At 44.7% G+C, this 15,661-nt stretch carries 16 protein-coding genes; 8 read left to right on the top strand and 8 right to left on the bottom strand.

Features of this window, described 5'->3' with window-relative positions; translation table 11 throughout:
* Positions 1 to 46: 46 nt before the first annotated feature.
* From CHX35_RS08635 to CHX35_RS08625, 3 genes are all read right to left on the bottom strand, one after another.
* On the bottom strand, positions 47 to 514 hold the full coding sequence (locus CHX35_RS08635; protein ID WP_091836602.1) for a hypothetical protein: 468 nt from the start codon (positions 512 to 514) through the stop codon (positions 47 to 49).
* 181 nt (positions 515 to 695) lie between these two features.
* Positions 696 to 1,166 (bottom strand): hypothetical protein, encoded by a 471-nt coding sequence (locus CHX35_RS08630; RefSeq protein WP_091836599.1) that lies wholly within the window; start codon positions 1,164 to 1,166, stop codon positions 696 to 698.
* A 232-nt stretch (positions 1,167 to 1,398) separates the two neighbouring features.
* On the bottom strand, positions 1,399 to 1,851 hold the full coding sequence (locus CHX35_RS08625; RefSeq protein WP_091836597.1) for a hypothetical protein: 453 nt from the start codon (positions 1,849 to 1,851) through the stop codon (positions 1,399 to 1,401).
* A gap of 221 nt (positions 1,852 to 2,072) precedes the next feature.
* On the opposite strand from CHX35_RS08625, the gene CHX35_RS08620 reads away from it, so the two are divergent.
* Positions 2,073 to 2,684, top strand: a complete 612-nt coding sequence (locus CHX35_RS08620) for a class I SAM-dependent methyltransferase (RefSeq protein WP_091836595.1) — start codon at positions 2,073 to 2,075, stop codon at positions 2,682 to 2,684.
* A 69-nt stretch (positions 2,685 to 2,753) separates the two neighbouring features.
* Here the strand turns inward: CHX35_RS08620 and CHX35_RS08615 are convergent, their stop codons facing one another.
* The gene (locus CHX35_RS08615) at positions 2,754 to 3,776 is read right to left on the bottom strand and encodes a glycosyltransferase family 4 protein (protein ID WP_091836593.1); all 1,023 of its coding nucleotides are present in this window, start codon (positions 3,774 to 3,776) and stop codon (positions 2,754 to 2,756) included.
* Positions 3,777 to 3,959: 183 nt separating this feature from the next.
* Here CHX35_RS08615 and wecB point away from each other — a divergent pair, with 183 nt between their 5' ends.
* From wecB to CHX35_RS08595, 4 genes are all read left to right on the top strand, one after another.
* A complete protein-coding gene (gene wecB / locus CHX35_RS08610) occupies positions 3,960 to 5,045 on the top strand; it encodes a non-hydrolyzing UDP-N-acetylglucosamine 2-epimerase (RefSeq protein WP_342743128.1) in 1,086 nt (361 codons plus the stop codon).
* Positions 5,038 to 6,393, top strand: a complete 1,356-nt coding sequence (locus tag CHX35_RS08605; protein ID WP_091836589.1) for a glycosyltransferase family 4 protein — start codon at positions 5,038 to 5,040, stop codon at positions 6,391 to 6,393. Before wecB ends, CHX35_RS08605 begins: the two co-directional genes overlap by 8 nt.
* A gap of 7 nt (positions 6,394 to 6,400) precedes the next feature.
* Entirely contained in the window at positions 6,401 to 7,213 is an 813-nt protein-coding gene (locus tag CHX35_RS08600) for a glycosyltransferase family 2 protein (protein ID WP_091836587.1), read from the top strand.
* Positions 7,214 to 7,310: 97 nt separating this feature from the next.
* The gene (locus tag CHX35_RS08595) at positions 7,311 to 8,102 is read left to right on the top strand and encodes a PHP domain-containing protein (RefSeq protein WP_091836585.1); all 792 of its coding nucleotides are present in this window, start codon (positions 7,311 to 7,313) and stop codon (positions 8,100 to 8,102) included.
* 39 nt (positions 8,103 to 8,141) lie between these two features.
* On the opposite strand, the gene CHX35_RS08590 is transcribed toward CHX35_RS08595, so the two are convergent.
* From CHX35_RS08590 to CHX35_RS08575, 4 genes are read right to left on the bottom strand one after another with little or no spacing between them, the layout of a single operon-like run.
* Positions 8,142 to 9,218 carry a CgeB family protein gene (locus CHX35_RS08590; RefSeq protein ID WP_091836583.1) on the bottom strand — a complete coding sequence of 359 codons (1,077 nt, stop codon included), beginning with the start codon at positions 9,216 to 9,218 and terminating at the stop codon, positions 8,142 to 8,144.
* Positions 9,219 to 9,233: 15 nt separating this feature from the next.
* Positions 9,234 to 10,271, bottom strand: a complete 1,038-nt coding sequence (locus CHX35_RS08585) for a CgeB family protein (protein ID WP_176391985.1) — start codon at positions 10,269 to 10,271, stop codon at positions 9,234 to 9,236.
* Between the two features lie 30 nt (positions 10,272 to 10,301).
* A complete protein-coding gene (locus tag CHX35_RS08580) occupies positions 10,302 to 11,306 on the bottom strand; it encodes a CgeB family protein (protein WP_091836579.1) in 1,005 nt (334 codons plus the stop codon).
* A gap of 32 nt (positions 11,307 to 11,338) precedes the next feature.
* Complete coding sequence (locus CHX35_RS08575; protein WP_176391984.1) at positions 11,339 to 12,277, bottom strand: CgeB family protein; 939 nt, start codon at positions 12,275 to 12,277, stop codon at positions 11,339 to 11,341.
* A 237-nt stretch (positions 12,278 to 12,514) separates the two neighbouring features.
* On the opposite strand from CHX35_RS08575, the gene CHX35_RS08570 reads away from it, so the two are divergent.
* The 3 genes from CHX35_RS08570 to CHX35_RS08560 all read left to right on the top strand — a co-directional run bounded on the left by CHX35_RS08570 (position 12,515) and on the right by CHX35_RS08560 (position 15,626).
* Positions 12,515 to 13,435: a sulfotransferase family protein gene (locus tag CHX35_RS08570; protein ID WP_091836576.1), complete on the top strand. Its 921-nt coding sequence runs from the start codon at positions 12,515 to 12,517 to the stop codon at positions 13,433 to 13,435.
* A gap of 287 nt (positions 13,436 to 13,722) precedes the next feature.
* A complete protein-coding gene (locus CHX35_RS08565; protein WP_091836575.1) occupies positions 13,723 to 14,712 on the top strand; it encodes an SDR family NAD(P)-dependent oxidoreductase in 990 nt (329 codons plus the stop codon).
* Positions 14,712 to 15,626, top strand: coding sequence for a dTDP-4-dehydrorhamnose reductase family protein (locus CHX35_RS08560; RefSeq protein ID WP_091836573.1), 915 nt, complete (start codon positions 14,712 to 14,714; stop codon positions 15,624 to 15,626). The genes CHX35_RS08565 and CHX35_RS08560 overlap by 1 nt, the downstream gene beginning before the upstream one ends.
* Positions 15,627 to 15,661 lie beyond the last annotated feature (35 nt).

Below are 15,661 nucleotides of genomic sequence, written 5' to 3'. Positions count from 1 at the left end.
CAAAAAACACACAACGTCCCGTTGTGTGTGATCTCTTCTACAACGACTAGGAACCGGCTGGTAGACTACCATTTTGCGCGATGCCTTGAAAGGATTCGGGTCCAACCCGCGTGGCTGTCGTTGAAGCATAGGCTAACATCGTATATACCGTTTCTGTGGCTGCAGGCGCTAACAAGTCTGCGGCTGTCAGATTCAGGACTGTATCACTAAATACGGCTCCTGGTGCAATGGAGACAAAAGTGGGAATTCCATATGCCGCTGTATAAATTCGCGTACCACTCGTCGGGAAGGTGGATCCCCTTGCTAAGAGGATGGTTACGGTAAAGGGCGTGGTGGTATTTACCTGAATCCCCATCGTCCCATCGAGTTTAACAACAGGTTGCGACACACTTCCCGTTTGCAAACCGATAACACCGATCAAGCTGGGGGACGTTGGAAAAGTGCTTAAGCTAGCACTGATTCCCCCGGTAAAACTTGCATTTTGTGAGGTTCGCATGTCCAAAAATTTGCCCATGGTTTCTTTCTTCACCTCCCTATCTATATCGAATTAACAATCCTACATTATTAATAACTCACTCTCATTGTTGGAGAAGCGATCTACTTTTACCATATGTCATTCTCTGATCTTTGCTTGGACCCATCTCATAGAAAGGGAAGTTTTTTATACAACGACCTCGTTGTGTGTTTGTAGTCCATTAGGAGCCTGCTGGTAAGCTACCATTTTGTGCAATCCCTTGGAAGGACTCGGGTCCAACACGCGTAGCTGTCGTTGAAGCATAAGCCAGCATCGTGTATACCGTTTGCGTGGCCGCTGGTGCTAATAAGTCTGCCGCTGTTAGATTCAGGATCATATCACCGATTGAGGGGTTACCCACATTGTTTACAACGGTTGTCGGTATTCCGTATACCGCTGTATAAATTCGCGTTCCACTCGTCGGAAAAGTGGATCCCCGGGCGAAGAGGATGGTTACCGTATAAGGAGTGAGAATATTTACCCCAACCCCCATCGTCCCATCCAGTTTGACAATGGGCTGGGATACACTTCCCGTCTGTAAACCAATGACTCCAATTAAGCTGGGGGATGTCGATAAGGTACTCAGACTCGCATTGATCCCCCCAGTAAAACTTGCATTTTGTGAGGTTCGCATATCTAAAAATTTACCCATGTTTTCTTCACCTTCTCTTTTATTAAACACGTTAATATGAATGCTCTCTCAAACATTTGAAACAATCTTTGACATGCGTGTTACAACTAATCCCATTTTAGAGACTAGGGTTGATCTTACGATATGCTATTTTGCTGTCCTTGCTTGGACCAATCTCATAGGAGTTTCACATATTTTCATAGCAACAAAAAACACACAACAAAAATGTTGTGTGTTATCTACTCTTTCAATGTTAGGAACCAGCTGGTAAGCTACCATTTTGCGCGATCCCTTGGAAGGATTCGGGGCCATTACGTGTTGCCGTCGTTGATGCATACGCAAGCATGGTGTATACCGTTTGCGTAGCCGCCGGCGCTAACAAGTCTGCGGCTGTGAGATTGAGGATCGTATTACTCGTTATAGCTACGCTGGTTGGAATGCCATAGACTGCTGTATATATTCGTGTCCCACTGGTCGGGAAGGTCGATCCCCGAGCGAAGAGGATCGTTACCGTATAGGGACTGACAGTATTTACCGCAACCCCCATGGTCCCATCGAGTTTAACAACAGGTTGCGATACACTTCCCGTTTGCAAACCAATGACACCAATTAAGCTGGGAGACGTTGAGAGGGTACTAAGGGAGGCAGTAATTCCCCCCGTCAAACTAGCATTTTGGGAGGTTCGCATGTCCAAAAATTTGCCCATGGACTTTTTCACCTCCTTCAATCTAGCGATACTATATCATATGGATTATATTACCAAATGATTGGGCAAACATTATCAACCAGTGTGGAATTATAGATTAATAGTCTCTTTTTTGTCGTATCCGATAGTCTGTTCCCTACACCAATTCGCTACCTTTCCATAGAATAATTACAACTTGAATTTCTCTCATGCTCGACCTCATGAAAGAGGTGCCTACCCTCATGAAAGATATTTTTACAGATATTTACCAAAAGAATCGGTGGAATGGTCCCGACTCCGTATCGGGAACCGGTTCAAGCCTGGCCCAGACACGTGTCATTATTCGATTATTACCGCGCATACTCCGCCAGTACCATATTCACTCCATGCTAGATGCCCCTTGTGGTGATTTTCACTGGATGAAAGAAGTCGCCTCTCACGTTCCCCACTATATCGGTGGAGACATCGTCCCAGGCCTGATTCGACAAAATCAGCAACGCTATACCACACGAGATTGCTCCTTTCGTCTTCTTGATATCACGCGAAATCGCATCCCCCGTGTCGACCTCATTTTTTGCCGTGACTGCTTCGTTCATTTCTCCTTTGTCCATATCAAGCGTGCCCTTACCAATTTTAAGAAAAGCAACGCTCGTTATCTCCTAACCACAACCTTCCCCCAACGCAAACAAAATTCCGATCAAGCCACAGGACATCATTGGCGTCCTATTAATCTCCAACTCGCCCCTTTCCACTTCCCTCCACCCCTGGCCCTGATTAATGAGAGGTGTACCGAAGGGCACGGAAGGTTTATTGACAAATCTCTGGGCTTATGGAAGCTAGCTAATCTTTCATGATCTTCATCGATAAAAGAGCAGAACCCGTATGGGATCTGCTCTTTTCCTGTCTTGCATTAATGTAGTTTCTTATAACCGTTTTGCTAACCGCTCCAACACAGTAACAATCCGCTGACGAAAATGTGCATCACTATATTTGGATGCTGTTTTTAATCCTGCTTTGGATAATTGGAAGGCTTTTTGGGGGCGAGTCATCACCGTCAACATCCCCTTTGCAAGGGCACGGGCATGCTCAGGTGGCGTTACGATCGCATTATGATTGGCACGGCAAAACTGCATGACTCCCCCTGAATTGGTCGTTACCACAGGAACACCACAAGCCATGGCTTCTAACACGGGTAACCCAAATCCTTCACTTTTTGAACTTGAAACATATAAATCGGATCTACGATATAAATTTGCCATTTGAGCAGGACTTTGCGGACCAATTACATGGGATCTTACACCTCGGATTTGCAGCGGTCGCTCTGGGCAAATGAGATCAACAATAAACTCGCCTTTGTACATGCGTGAAAATAGCTGAATCGCCCGCGCAAAGTCGCCAAACCCTTTCATATGGTAGCCTTTTGGTTCCCGGGCAATATACAAAATGCGTTTGATGGCCGATTTTTTTTGACCACCCGGTCGAGGATGAAATATCGTACGATTCACTCCGAGAGGAACCACTAATCCTCTTTTCCGAGTCGCCTGAAACAGCTTATTATCTAGCCACTTTGAAATGCTGATGGTCGGTACCCCACGACGATACGTCCACAAGGCAAAATTCCGATCCTGCACCCAATCCGGTTCAAATCCTTGACATAATCGAACGCATTGGCGTGGCCATGCCTCGAAACAGGGTTTAAACGTCTTATAAAAGTTAGTAAGAATAAGATCGCCCTTGGGTATCCATTCCTTCTTAAATTGAGGAACAACCGTCACCTTACAACCATGTAATGGGTAATGGACAGGCATCCCCTTAACCACCACGACCTCGACCTGATGGCCTCGAGACACTAATGCATTCGCAATATTTGCTAGAGATTTGGATCCTCCCGTCAATCCCAAGGCAATCGCTGGAATGATCACTTTCATCTGCATATTCCTCTCCATCCATTTCCTTCATCATAAACACCAAGGAACTCATTTGATCTCCTCATTTACCATCACCTGATTAAAATCAACAAATAACCATCTTTCTCCACACGGGATAACACCCTGAACCTGTCTGCAAACCCTTCCATACAATAGAATAAGTGTATTTATCGATGCAGAAAGGGGGGATCCTCTTTGAAAGTGGTTACCATTCTTGGCACACGTCCCGAGATCATTCGCCTAAGTCGCATTATCCCGAAGTTGGATCGCTTAGCTACCCAGCACGTATTGGTGCACACAGGACAAAACGATGCACCCACACTGAGTGATATTTTTTTCAAACAATTACGTTTACGCTCGCCTGATTATCACTTTACATCAGGCGGACAAACATTTGGTGCCCAAGTAGGGGTGATGTTTAAAGAAGTAGAGAAGGTTTTTTTGAGGGAACAGCCCAATAGTATCCTCGTTCTAGGGGATACCAATAGTGCACTTTGTGCCATCCCAGCCGCACGTATGGGAATCCCCATTTATCATATGGAAGCAGGTAACCGATGCTTTGATCCCCGTGTGCCTGAAGAAATCAATCGGCGCCTCATCGACTCCGTCTCTACCTTTAATTTGCCATACACTGCTCAAAGTCGAGAAACCCTTCTTAAAGAAGGATACCCATCGCAACGTGTATGGGTGACAGGGAATCCCATTTATGAAGTGATTAAGCACCATACACAGGAGATTAATCAAAGTTCGATTTTAAAATCACTTGGATTAACAAGCAAAAAGTATATTCTTGTAACTGCCCACCGTGCGGAAAATGTAGACCAAAAAGAACGCCTAACCCATTTAATGGACGCGCTTCAACGAGTCGCTCAAAGTGAGGACATCCCTGTAGTTGTCAGTGTACATCCACGGACACGGGATAAAATTAATCAATTTGGCATTCTCCCCACACACCCTGGCATTCTCCTCTCACCGCCCTTTGGTTTTTTTGACTTTATTCATTTGCAAAAGCATGCTCGTTGTGTCATCACCGATAGTGGAACCGTACAGGAAGAAAGCTGTATCTTAAAGGTTCCTGCAGTCATCATTCGAAACAGCACTGAACGCCCGGAAACCATTACCTGTGGCGGTGCCGTTGTTTCAGGCTTATCTCCTGAACAAATTCATTTTAGTGTAACGATGATGACCGAAGGTCAACGAAATTGGTCCCCTCCTGTGGAATACACAAGCGATCATGTATCGGAGATTGTAGTCAACATGGTTCTAGGAGGCTGCTCTCATGTCTGATGGAATATCCCCCCCTTGGATTCGTCTTCCTGAAATCCTCCCTGGTTTCCCTGTTTCAAAGGAATTTTCACATCCAACAATCCATGACCCTCACCTACGAAAAGGTAAAAACCCACGTATCTTTGTTCCCAAAAAATTAAGTGTTACCCACAACGCTCAACGACCCAGCATCCTTTTTTTTGCACATCTTGCGAAGGGTGGCCCCTTATCCGGCTCAGAAAAGACCTTACTTACGATGATGCAAGAACTTGCTCCCCGTTATGAATGTCATTTAATCGCACCAGGTGCTTCCCCTCTAACGAAAGTCGCCCACACACTTGGTTGTAAAGTCACGCTTCTCCGTTATCAATCCTTCAGTAAGGTATTGTCCAAACAAGGCTACCCTGATGGAGCCCTTGAACAATTTCACCGCCATCAACCCGTCAAACAGCTCATCCAACTGATTCGTACCATTAACCCTCGATTAGCCATCGTGAATACTTCAGTAAACACCGTCCCTGTACTCGCTGCTCATCATGCAGGAATTCCTGTATTATGGTGGTTACAAGAAGTCATCCCCCATTCCAAATCACTCCCTAACTTTCTTGGTTTTATGGCGAATCATGCAACAGCAGTTCTAGGAATATCAGACAACACCCTTGGATTTCGACCCTACCTAAAGCGTAAACTCCCCACCTACCTTATCCCTCCAGCATGGAATGACAAAGCTGAACAGGCGGTCAAAACATGGCCTCGCTTTCGCAGGCAGATACGATCCCGTTTAGGGCTGACAGAGAAAGACCTTGCCGTCGGATTTGTCTCCCTACGTGCCTCCCATAATAAAGGCTATTCCGAATTTATGCGGATCGCTTCTCAGCTCCCCTTGGAACAGCTACCTATTCATATCATCGTTCGTACCAATCTGCCTGGGGGACTCGCCCAGTTTAAAAAACAATGTCGTCAAATCGTAAAACCCCCCCTTGTTTCTCGTTTTCACCTTCTTCCACCCATTGAAGATCTTCGGCAAATCTATCCAGCCTTAGACCTTCTCATCGTTCCCAGTCTAATCAATGAGGGATTTGGTCTGACTGCATTAGAAGGGATGGCATTTGGTAAGCCTGTCATCGCTTATCGTTCCGGTGGGCTAGAAGAAATTTTTCGAAAAACAAACAATGGACGCTTTTTAGCTGAGCGTGGAGATATCGCTTCCCTTTCTCAGAAAGCAACGATTCTATTACAACGTACAAACCTTCGCTCGCATGTTGGATTACGAAATCGTCATACGATTCAAAGGGCTTATGGTATGCAGCTCTATCGTCAACGCCTGTTCTCGATGATAAAAACACTCCTCACGATGAGAAAGGGTTGAAAATCCGATGGATATCGGCATCGTCATGCCTATTTATAACCAAGTTCCTGCATATTTGCGGCTTGCACTCCAATCCATTCTCTCGCAAAATTATCGACACTTCCGCTTGATCATCGTATTGGATGGCGCCAATCGACCTACCCAACAGATCGCTCAGCACTTCGCCAAAAGAGACCCACGTGTTTCCATATTGCGCAAAGCGAAAAATCAAGGAATTGCTAGCGCGCTCAATGATGGGTTTACCTTCCTTAACAAAATGCCATCAATCCGTTACCTAACATGGGTCTCTAGTGACAATATCTACTATCCAAGCTTTCTTCGCACTTTGCGACAGGGAATGATCAAAGCGCCTGCCAAAGTCGGCCTCGTATATAGTTCTTATCGTTACATCGATGCGAAGGGAAAACCCATGTACTCCCCTGCCTTTTATCAACAACTTCGTCAACGGCAACGATTACACAAAAGGCACCTTCTACAACATTGTTTTATCGGCGCCTCCTTCCTCTATCGCAAAGCCGTTGCACAAAAGGTAGGAAAATATCGCTTAACACCTGTAGAAGACTATGATTATTGGTTACGCATGTCCGAGATTTGTGATATTCGATACCTGTCCCCTGTCTTAATGGCCTATCGTCACCGCTCCCCTCAAAGTGTATCCACCGAGTTAGAATCTCCCGAAGGCAAAATTCGATTTCAAAGGGCACTTCAACGAGCCTTGCGGGAAGCAAGGAATCGACGAGGGATCGCTCACCATGAAATCTCCCAGGGCGAAATGCAAGTAGAAGCTACCCTTCCTTCGGAAGACAATAAGACCATGTAAACCGACTTTCATGCGATCATCAGCCTTTTAAAAGACTAGCACCCATCCAACCTTTTCGATATGCTAGAACATACAAAAAGTGATAAGGAGGATCGTCATGCAAATCTTAAACAATCTATCTCCTGGTACCTTTGATCTGCATATTCATACCACTGCCTCCGATGGCACCTTACCCCCAGCAGAGATCGTCGCACTGGCGAAAACAACAGGACTATCCACCATCGCCATTACGGATCATGATACACTGCTGGGTATCAAAGAAGCTTCCGCAGCGGGAGTACTCCATGGGATAACGATTATCCCTGGTGTGGAATTAAGTACGCGCTATGAAGGGCAGGCCATCGATATCCTTGGATATAACCTTGATCAATGTGATGACCTTGAAAAAACACTCCTACATTTCCGCAACAGCCGAAAAAATCGAGCACAGGCGATTCTCGACCGTCTTAAAGAAATGGATATCCATTTAACCATGTCCGACATACTTGTCTTCGCAGAAGGAGGAAACATTGGTCGACCGCATATTGGCCGTGCCCTAGTTCATCATGGATACGTGAATGATCTTCGTGATGCCTTTGACCGCTACTTAGCCGATGATCGACCCGCAGCTGTACCGAAGCGAACGCTTCATCCCAAAGAAGCAATCCAACTCATTCATCAAGCAGGCGGTCAAGCAGTCATCGCACATCCTGGACTCATTCGAGACGATCCCCTTGTACACACTTTATTGCAGTCCCATTCCTTTGATGGAATTGAGGTATGGCACCGGTCTCATACCTCTGATGATGCCGGTCGTTATCAAGCGCTAGCAAAGGAGTTTAATCTTCTCGTCACAGGTGGCTCCGATTTTCATGCCCCTCCACACCAACTTGGAAAGATGCACCCGTAAATCAATAAAAAAGGGAGCTGCGTCAGGCAGCTCCCTTTTTTATTGATTTAGTGGTTCCCCCTCATTGAGGAAATCTCCATCTTGTGGACTTTCTATATCTTCAAATAAGCCATCTTCCTCCGATGTGGTACGAACCTTTTGCATGTGGATCCTTAACTGATGCAGAAAGCCCCGCATTTTTCGGGTGTAGGTATGATCACGCAAGGTTCGACGATAGGCACGTATTGCAATTTGTTCCCGTTTGGCAGGATGCTTTAAATAGTAGTGAACCTTTTGTTTTAATTCCACAAGCCCTTTATACGAGACAACCTCGTGGCCCACTTTTAAAAATCGGTGTAAGTCCCGACGATGGCTCACCAACTGAAATGAACGACAAGCTGCAATATCAAAGGTCCGATTATTGGGTGTATTTGCTGGCATTCCATAAGGATTCCCACGCACATCATTTTTGGTACGGTGAATGTTTAATACAATATTGGCTCCATTATAATACTTGGCGGTTTCCGTTGGGGGAATGGTCTGATTAATAATGCCATGTTTTAGTCGATGATAGTTTTTTAGACGCTCCCACCAGCGACCTACTAAAATGAATTTCTTCCCTTGCAGAAAACTAGCGATTGTATCGATCGTTTTGATCCGTGCGGGTAAAGCACTTCCTACAAAGCAAATATCCGAGCGATAGTGCGGAGCCACTTGGAGCGGACGATAGGTTTTTTCATTTACACCTAACGGCAAATAAAAGCATGCTTTTTTTCGCTTTCGATAGAAAGAGACACAACTCGCCTCTTGGGTCACCATAAAATGATAGGGTACCACTTGACGTTGATGCAATTTAAGAAGATAGGGATCATCGACGATCCACAGACCCATATAGATCCCCATCTTGCGAAAATGCATCACTTCCTGGGGGGTTAATGCCCCCCGTAGCGATATAATAACCTCTGGGCGAAAGGAGCGGATCAAGTGTGTCAATTGGCTGCGACTCTCTTGATTGGGCTGATACACTTGAAAATGAAACCAATCCAGCTCACTTGCAAGTTTGCGAAAGGTCTGGATAAAATTTGGATCGAGATCGGAATAGGAGTGTCCCCCTGAAGCGATATAAAGAAAACGCATGGTGGTTACACCCCTTCATTTTTTTCGTTTCTTCTTTAACCGGTATTTCACTCGTCTCTTTGGTTTACGCTTATACGTGGTGAGATAGTGATGTAGAATCCGATATAGGCGACGGACCCTTACATCGTAGGTATGCTCTCGAAGCGTATGCCGAAAGGCTCTTTCTGCCATGACTCTTCTTTTTTCAGGATGGTCAAGATAAAAATCTAGCTTCTTCACCAAGTCCACAGGCGTATGATATGAAATTATATCCGATCCAACATGGTAAAATTGATTGAGATCACGTCGGTGACTCACCAATTGAAATGAACGACAAGCTGCGATATCAAAGGTCCGGTTATTGGGGGAATACGCGGGGATATTTTTAGGATTCTTCTTAATATCATTGCATGAACGATGGATATTTAGGACAATCTTTGCTCCATTATAATAGCGAACGACCTCTGCTGGTGGAACCTCTGTATGCTGGACAAACCGTTGCAACGATCCGTAGTTTCTTAAACGATCCCACCACTTGCCGATGAGAACAAGACGTTTCGTTTTTAAATAAGGAGCTAATTGGTCGACAATCTGAATTCGGGCGGGAAAGGCATTCGCAATTAAGCAGATATCACTTTCATACTTCTTTTCCACTGTCATGGGGCGATAGATGGAGGGATTCACCCCTAAGGGTAGAAAATAACACGGTTTTCCTCGTGATCGATAAACGGGTGCGCAACTTGCCTCTTGCGTAATTGCAAAGTGGTATGGGCGGACAATATGAAAACTATCCGTTAGATGATAGGGATCATCCGCCAACCAAACGCCAACTGGGATTCTCTTCTCACGTAGATAATGAATGAGGGAAGACGGCACTGCAAAACCTCGCATGACTAAGGCGATATCCGGTCGTTGGCGACGAACCACCCGATCCAACTGTTTTTTATCAAATGTAGGAAGCGATACGAGCTGAAAGCTAGGCAGCTCCCGCTCCAACCGACGGAGGGCTGTAATCATATTGGGGTTAAGATTGGCCAAAGAACCAATCCCTCGTGAAATAAAGAGTAGGCGCATAAGCACTTCCCTCTCCATTAATGAAAAGATCTATCGCGCAGCTCTGCGTCGCAGACGTGGCTGAATTGCTTTCCAATCGCGTAAAAATTCAGTGAGACGAACACGATAGGTATGATCCTTCATCGTTCTCATCCGCGCCTTACGGGCCATTCCTTCCCGAATCGCGTCATGTTGAAGATAGTAACGAGTTTTTCGTTCCAGCTCTGCCAAACCTCGAAAAGAGACAATCTCCTGATTGATTCGGTAGTATTTCCCTAAGTCTCTTCGATGAGAGATTAACTGAAAAGCGCCACATGCCGCAATTTCAAAGGTTTTATTATTGGGTGTACATGCGGGAATCTTCTGTGGATTACGATTTACATCATCGGAAGCACGGTGAAAATTCCAAACAATTTTGGCGCCACTATAATACCGGGCCACTTCATCAGCAGGAAGCGGATGATTAATAATCCGATCCTTCCAATCTTTATAATGACGTAAACGGTCCCACCAGCGACCAATAAGGCGAAAACGGTGTTGTTCTAAGAGACCCGCCATCCGATCAATCATGGCCACTCGTGCATCCGTCGCACTTCCTACAAAACAAATATCAGATCGGTAACGATCATTAATCAGTTGGGGTCGATATTTAGAAGGATTTACCGCCAACGGAAGATGAAGACTAGGGATCCCACGGCGTTGATAATAAGGAACGGCACCTGCGTCCTGGGTGATAATGCAACTGTAAGGTTTCGCCATTTTAAGATGATTGGTATATGAATAAGGGTCATCCACAATATATAGCGCAATCGGGTATCCCATATTACGTAAACGCCAAACGGCAGCAGTAGGTAGTTGACCCCTTAGAGAAAAAAGACTATCCGGTCGAAACTTCCGTACGAGATGAAATAACCGTTGAATGGGTTGTTTTTTAGGTTGGAAGACCGTAGCCTGAAAATCAGGACGTTGTTTTGTAAGCATCTGAAAACCATTAATCAGATTCGGATCCAAATCAGCAAGGGAGGGGATCCCTGAAGCGATATATAATAAACGCAATCGATACCACCTGCTTTGTGATCAGGTTGGATTTATCTTTTCCTCTTCTGCAAGTATCCGTGTAAAATCCCCACTAACTTGCGCATACGGGCAACATACGTATGCTCCTTCAGGGTGCGGCGATACGCACCTCTTGCAATGGCTTTTCGTTGATGTTCATGCTGAAGATAATAGATCATCTTCCGTTTCAGATCCTCAATCCCCAAGTAATCTACCATCTCTTTGTTCATTTGATAAAATCGGCCAAGATCAGCCCGTTTGGTAGCCAATTGAAAGGAGCCGCAAGCTGCGATATCAAAGGTCCGATTATTAGGCGTTCGGGCAGGTAACTTGCGTGGATTTCGACCCAGATCATCGGATGTACGATGGATATTCAAAACAATTTTCGCTCCATTATAATAGCGGGCAACTTCATCCGGAGGAATCTTTTTACTGATGATTCCTCGCTTCAATTGTTGATAATGCTTTAGTTTCTCCCATCCATCACCGATGATAATAAATTTCTTCTGCAGTAAAAACGGGTGCAAACGGTCAATGACGGGCAATCTTCCTGGCCATGCACTGCCAATGAAACAGATGTCTGACTGATACGATAAGGGTACATTCATCGGTCGATAATCGGCGGGATTCACTGCCAGAGGAACATGAAAGGAAGGCCTCTTCTTCACCCTCCGATAGTAGGGGACACACCCAGAATCCTGGGTAAGCATAAAATCATAGGATGAAACCATCCATTCATAATCCTTTAGATGATAAGGATCATTAACCACCCAAAGTCCAATTGGAATTGTTGGGGCCCACTTGCGTATATGTGCCGTGATTGGGTGAGCATCTTTACAAAAAACCAAGGCAATATGAGGACGAAACCGTTTTATTTTTTCTGCTAAGGAGGGTAAAGAGTGCGAAGTTGTATAATGAGGCTGAAAACTAAAATTCCTCATATTTTTTTGCAGTTTCTCGAAAGCACTCACAACATTTTCTCCCAATCGGGACATTGTCTGCAGACCGGAGTAAACGAATAACAGCCGCATTCCAGTCACTTCCCACTTTCTCCATAAAGTCAGTTATCACCCTATGGTATTTCCATAGGGGATTTCCTGTTCGCCCGAAATTAGTAATCAAGTAAAAAATCAACTTTTGCGCAAGCACTGTCCTCTTTGTCCAATCATATGGTAAACAAGGATGTTGGAAGGAGGTCGGACTTCGCCTTGGTATCACAAAAACCCCGTGCGATCTGTATTCTCGGAATGCACCGAAGTGGCACTTCATTACTGACTCGTGCTGTTAACTTATTAGGTCCCTATGTAGGAACACCTAATCTCCTAATGCCCCCTCATGAAACAAACCCCACAGGCTTTTGGGAACATCTCGAAATTGTACAGATTCACAAGCAAATTATGAAGAAACTAAAAAGTTCCTGGGATACAACTCGCCCACTTCCCCCTCGTTGGTGGATTACCAAAGAGATGCTTCCTTATAAAGCCCGTCTAAAAAATATCATCGTTCGTGATTTTGCTGGTAAAACCCTTTGGATGTGGAAAGATCCTCGAACCTGCCTTCTCCTTCCCCTATGGAAATCCATTCTTAAGGAGCTTGGCATTGATCTACATTGTGTCCTGGTCGTACGCAATCCGATCGATGTAGCATCCTCTCTCTTAAAAAGGGATCATATTTCAGTAAAGAAGTCCCTACACATGTGGGCTTTACACACTCTCAATTCTTTACAATATTCCCAAGGCACTCGTCGTGTGCTTATCCACTATGATCGTTTCCTCGCAAATGGACATGGCACTCTATACCATATTGCGAAAAAACTTGACTTACCTTGGCCCGCTAGTGACCTCCACTTAAAACAAACCATGGGTCGTTTGATTCAACCTGATCTACGCCACTCCTTCTCTTCTGTCGATGATCTCATTAAAAAAGGAAACGTAGCGCCTCTATTACTCACACTCTATCGAATGTGCTTGATCATCAATCGCTTTCCCGAACGAATGAACTCCCCATGGATGGCCAAAAATGTAAAACGTCTTTGTGATGCCTACTACGGCGGGAAACCGCTTATTAAGGGCTATCCATCTCCAGTCCGAAGAAGAATCAAAAGAAAGAGAATAAAAAGGAGAAAATGATCTTCGCCTCTATTGACGTCTGTATCCTTTCAGGCGTCTCTTTGCTATCTACACTACTCCATTCTTCAAAGGACAGATGCCTTTTCTTTATCTTCCACCCGTTACCTACCTAGTCTTTTTCCAACCCTGTGAATATAGTATAGAAGCTTTAATACTACCCTGAAATCCAAAAGGTTGGCTGTATGTACTGTACCAACTTATGCGTCATATATGTCTAACCAATTCTTCTCACGCTTACAGCATTAGGAACCCTCATTTGAACAACCTTTAGCATAGGAGGATTATCGATGTATACAAATCAAATCATGTTAATCACAGGAGGTACGGGTTCCTGGGGAGAACATCTTGTCAAACGACTTCTTCACACAGCGGCCAAAGAAATCCGTGTATTTTCCCGGAATGAATTCTCACAAGTTAAAATGCAACGTTCATTACCTGTTAATGAAAACCGAGTGAAGTTTATTATTGGCGACGTCAGAGATGAAGATGCAATATATGAAGCCTGTAAAGGTGTCGATATCATTTTTCATTTAGCAGCACTAAAACATGTTCCCATCTGCGAAGATCAACCTGATGAAGCATTGAAGACCAATGTAGTCGGTACAGAAAATATTATCCGTGCAGCCATTCGTCACAAAGTAAAAAAAGTCGTTGATGTTTCCACTGATAAAGCATGTGATCCAGTCAATTTTTATGGCATGACCAAGGCCATTGGTGAAAAATTAATCATCCGTGCCAACGATTGGAGTCCTCATACTCGCTTCGTTTGTATCCGTGGAGGTAACGTTTTTGGCACCAATGGCAGTGTAGTTCCTCTCTTTAAAGACTTGCTACAACGCAGACAAGAAATTCCACTCACTTCTGCAAAGATGACGCGCTTTTTTCTCACCGTCAATGAAGCCATCGACCTATTAATTGAAGCTGCTCAAGCTGCCAAAGGTGGAGAAATTTTTGTGATGCGGATGAAATCTTGTCGCATTCTGGATCTTATCCGAGTCATGGGTAAGCATTTTGGTGTTCCCAAGCCCACCATTCGTGAGATTGGAATTCGACCGGGTGAAAAAATTCATGAAGTCCTAGTTTCTGCTTATGAAAGCCAATCCACCTATCAATATAATGAGCAATATTATGTTATTCTTTCGCCTCACTCCTCTCCCCTAGTGCGTCAACAATATAGCCACTTTTCCGCAGCCACATTTAGTAGCTACTCTTCGGATCAATACTTGATGGATGATAAAGGAATTGAAAAACTCTTAAAGAAGGGTGGTTTGATGTAATGAAAATCCTGGTGATCGGAGCAAATGGTATGGCCGGTCACATGATCCAGGATTATTTGATCCAACACACCTCCTATGAAATCTGGGCCACTTCTCGATCTGAAAAATCAACACACCGCCGGCTCTTTTTAGATGCCTTGGATACCAACCGGCTCAGTGGACTGCTACTCACACTTAAACCCGACCTGGTCATCAATGCAATCGGTTTACTCAATCAAGATGCTGAAAATCACCCTCAATGGGCAGACCAAATTAATGGAGAGCTACCACAACTGCTCTCTAACTACGGTATCGCCCTTGGTTTTAAACTGATCCATATTAGCACCGATTGCGTTTTTTCAGGCGCTTCTGGTGACTATCGAGAATCTGATACACGCGATGCTAGCGGTGTCTATCCAGAAAGTAAAAAGCGTGGAGAAAATATTGATCCCAGACATCTCCTTATCCGCACCTCGATTATTGGTCCCGAATTACGAAAAGGAATCGGCCTTTTTCACTGGTATATGAATCAGAGAAAGCCAGTACAGGGTTTTCGCAATGTATGGTGGAATGGTGTCACTACCTTAGAACTTGCCAAATGTATTCATTGGGCAATTGAACATCCATTATCCGGTCTTGTTCATCTTTGTGTGCGCAAAAAAATATCGAAGCACGATCTTCTCCTCACCATCCAAGACATCTTTCCTGGTAATCGAGCACCTATTCAACCGAATAATGCGCCATGCTCAAACAAAAGTCTCGTAAATACCCGTTGTGATTTTCCATATGTGCCCCCTGATTATCAAACCATGTTAGTCAACTTGAGAGAATGGATGGAACTGGCTCCTCCATCGCGTTACGCTCAATATGATTGGGTGCGAACCTCCCCTTCTCATCCTTCGATACCCACGCCTAAAAAGAAGCTTGACCCATAGATCATCTCTTATGCCCAGCATAAAAAAACAAGCAG

This window comes from Marininema halotolerans (assembly GCF_900116235.1).
GTDB classification, from domain to species: domain Bacteria; phylum Bacillota; class Bacilli; order Thermoactinomycetales; family DSM-45169; genus Marininema; species Marininema halotolerans.
Note: the sequence above shows the minus strand (reverse complement) of the source record. Positions and strands in the feature narration are given on the sequence as shown.

Coding starts and splice junctions, on each gene's coding strand:
- CHX35_RS08625 (WP_091836597.1), bottom strand. CDS start 1,851: ATGGGCAAATTTTTGGACATGCGAACCTCCCAAAATGCTAGTTTGACG.
- CHX35_RS08630 (WP_091836599.1), bottom strand. CDS start 1,166: ATGGGTAAATTTTTAGATATGCGAACCTCACAAAATGCAAGTTTTACT.
- CHX35_RS08560 (WP_091836573.1), top strand. CDS start 14,712: ATGAAAATCCTGGTGATCGGAGCAAATGGTATGGCCGGTCACATGATC.
- CHX35_RS08635 (WP_091836602.1), bottom strand. CDS start 514: ATGGGCAAATTTTTGGACATGCGAACCTCACAAAATGCAAGTTTTACC.
- CHX35_RS08585 (WP_176391985.1), bottom strand. CDS start 10,271: ATGCGCCTACTCTTTATTTCACGAGGGATTGGTTCTTTGGCCAATCTT.
- CHX35_RS08620 (WP_091836595.1), top strand. CDS start 2,073: ATGAAAGATATTTTTACAGATATTTACCAAAAGAATCGGTGGAATGGT.
- CHX35_RS08565 (WP_091836575.1), top strand. CDS start 13,723: ATGTATACAAATCAAATCATGTTAATCACAGGAGGTACGGGTTCCTGG.
- CHX35_RS08615 (WP_091836593.1), bottom strand. CDS start 3,776: ATGGAGAGGAATATGCAGATGAAAGTGATCATTCCAGCGATTGCCTTG.
- CHX35_RS08605 (WP_091836589.1), top strand. CDS start 5,038: ATGTCTGATGGAATATCCCCCCCTTGGATTCGTCTTCCTGAAATCCTC.
- CHX35_RS08590 (WP_091836583.1), bottom strand. CDS start 9,218: ATGCGTTTTCTTTATATCGCTTCAGGGGGACACTCCTATTCCGATCTC.
- CHX35_RS08595 (WP_091836585.1), top strand. CDS start 7,311: ATGCAAATCTTAAACAATCTATCTCCTGGTACCTTTGATCTGCATATT.
- CHX35_RS08600 (WP_091836587.1), top strand. CDS start 6,401: ATGGATATCGGCATCGTCATGCCTATTTATAACCAAGTTCCTGCATAT.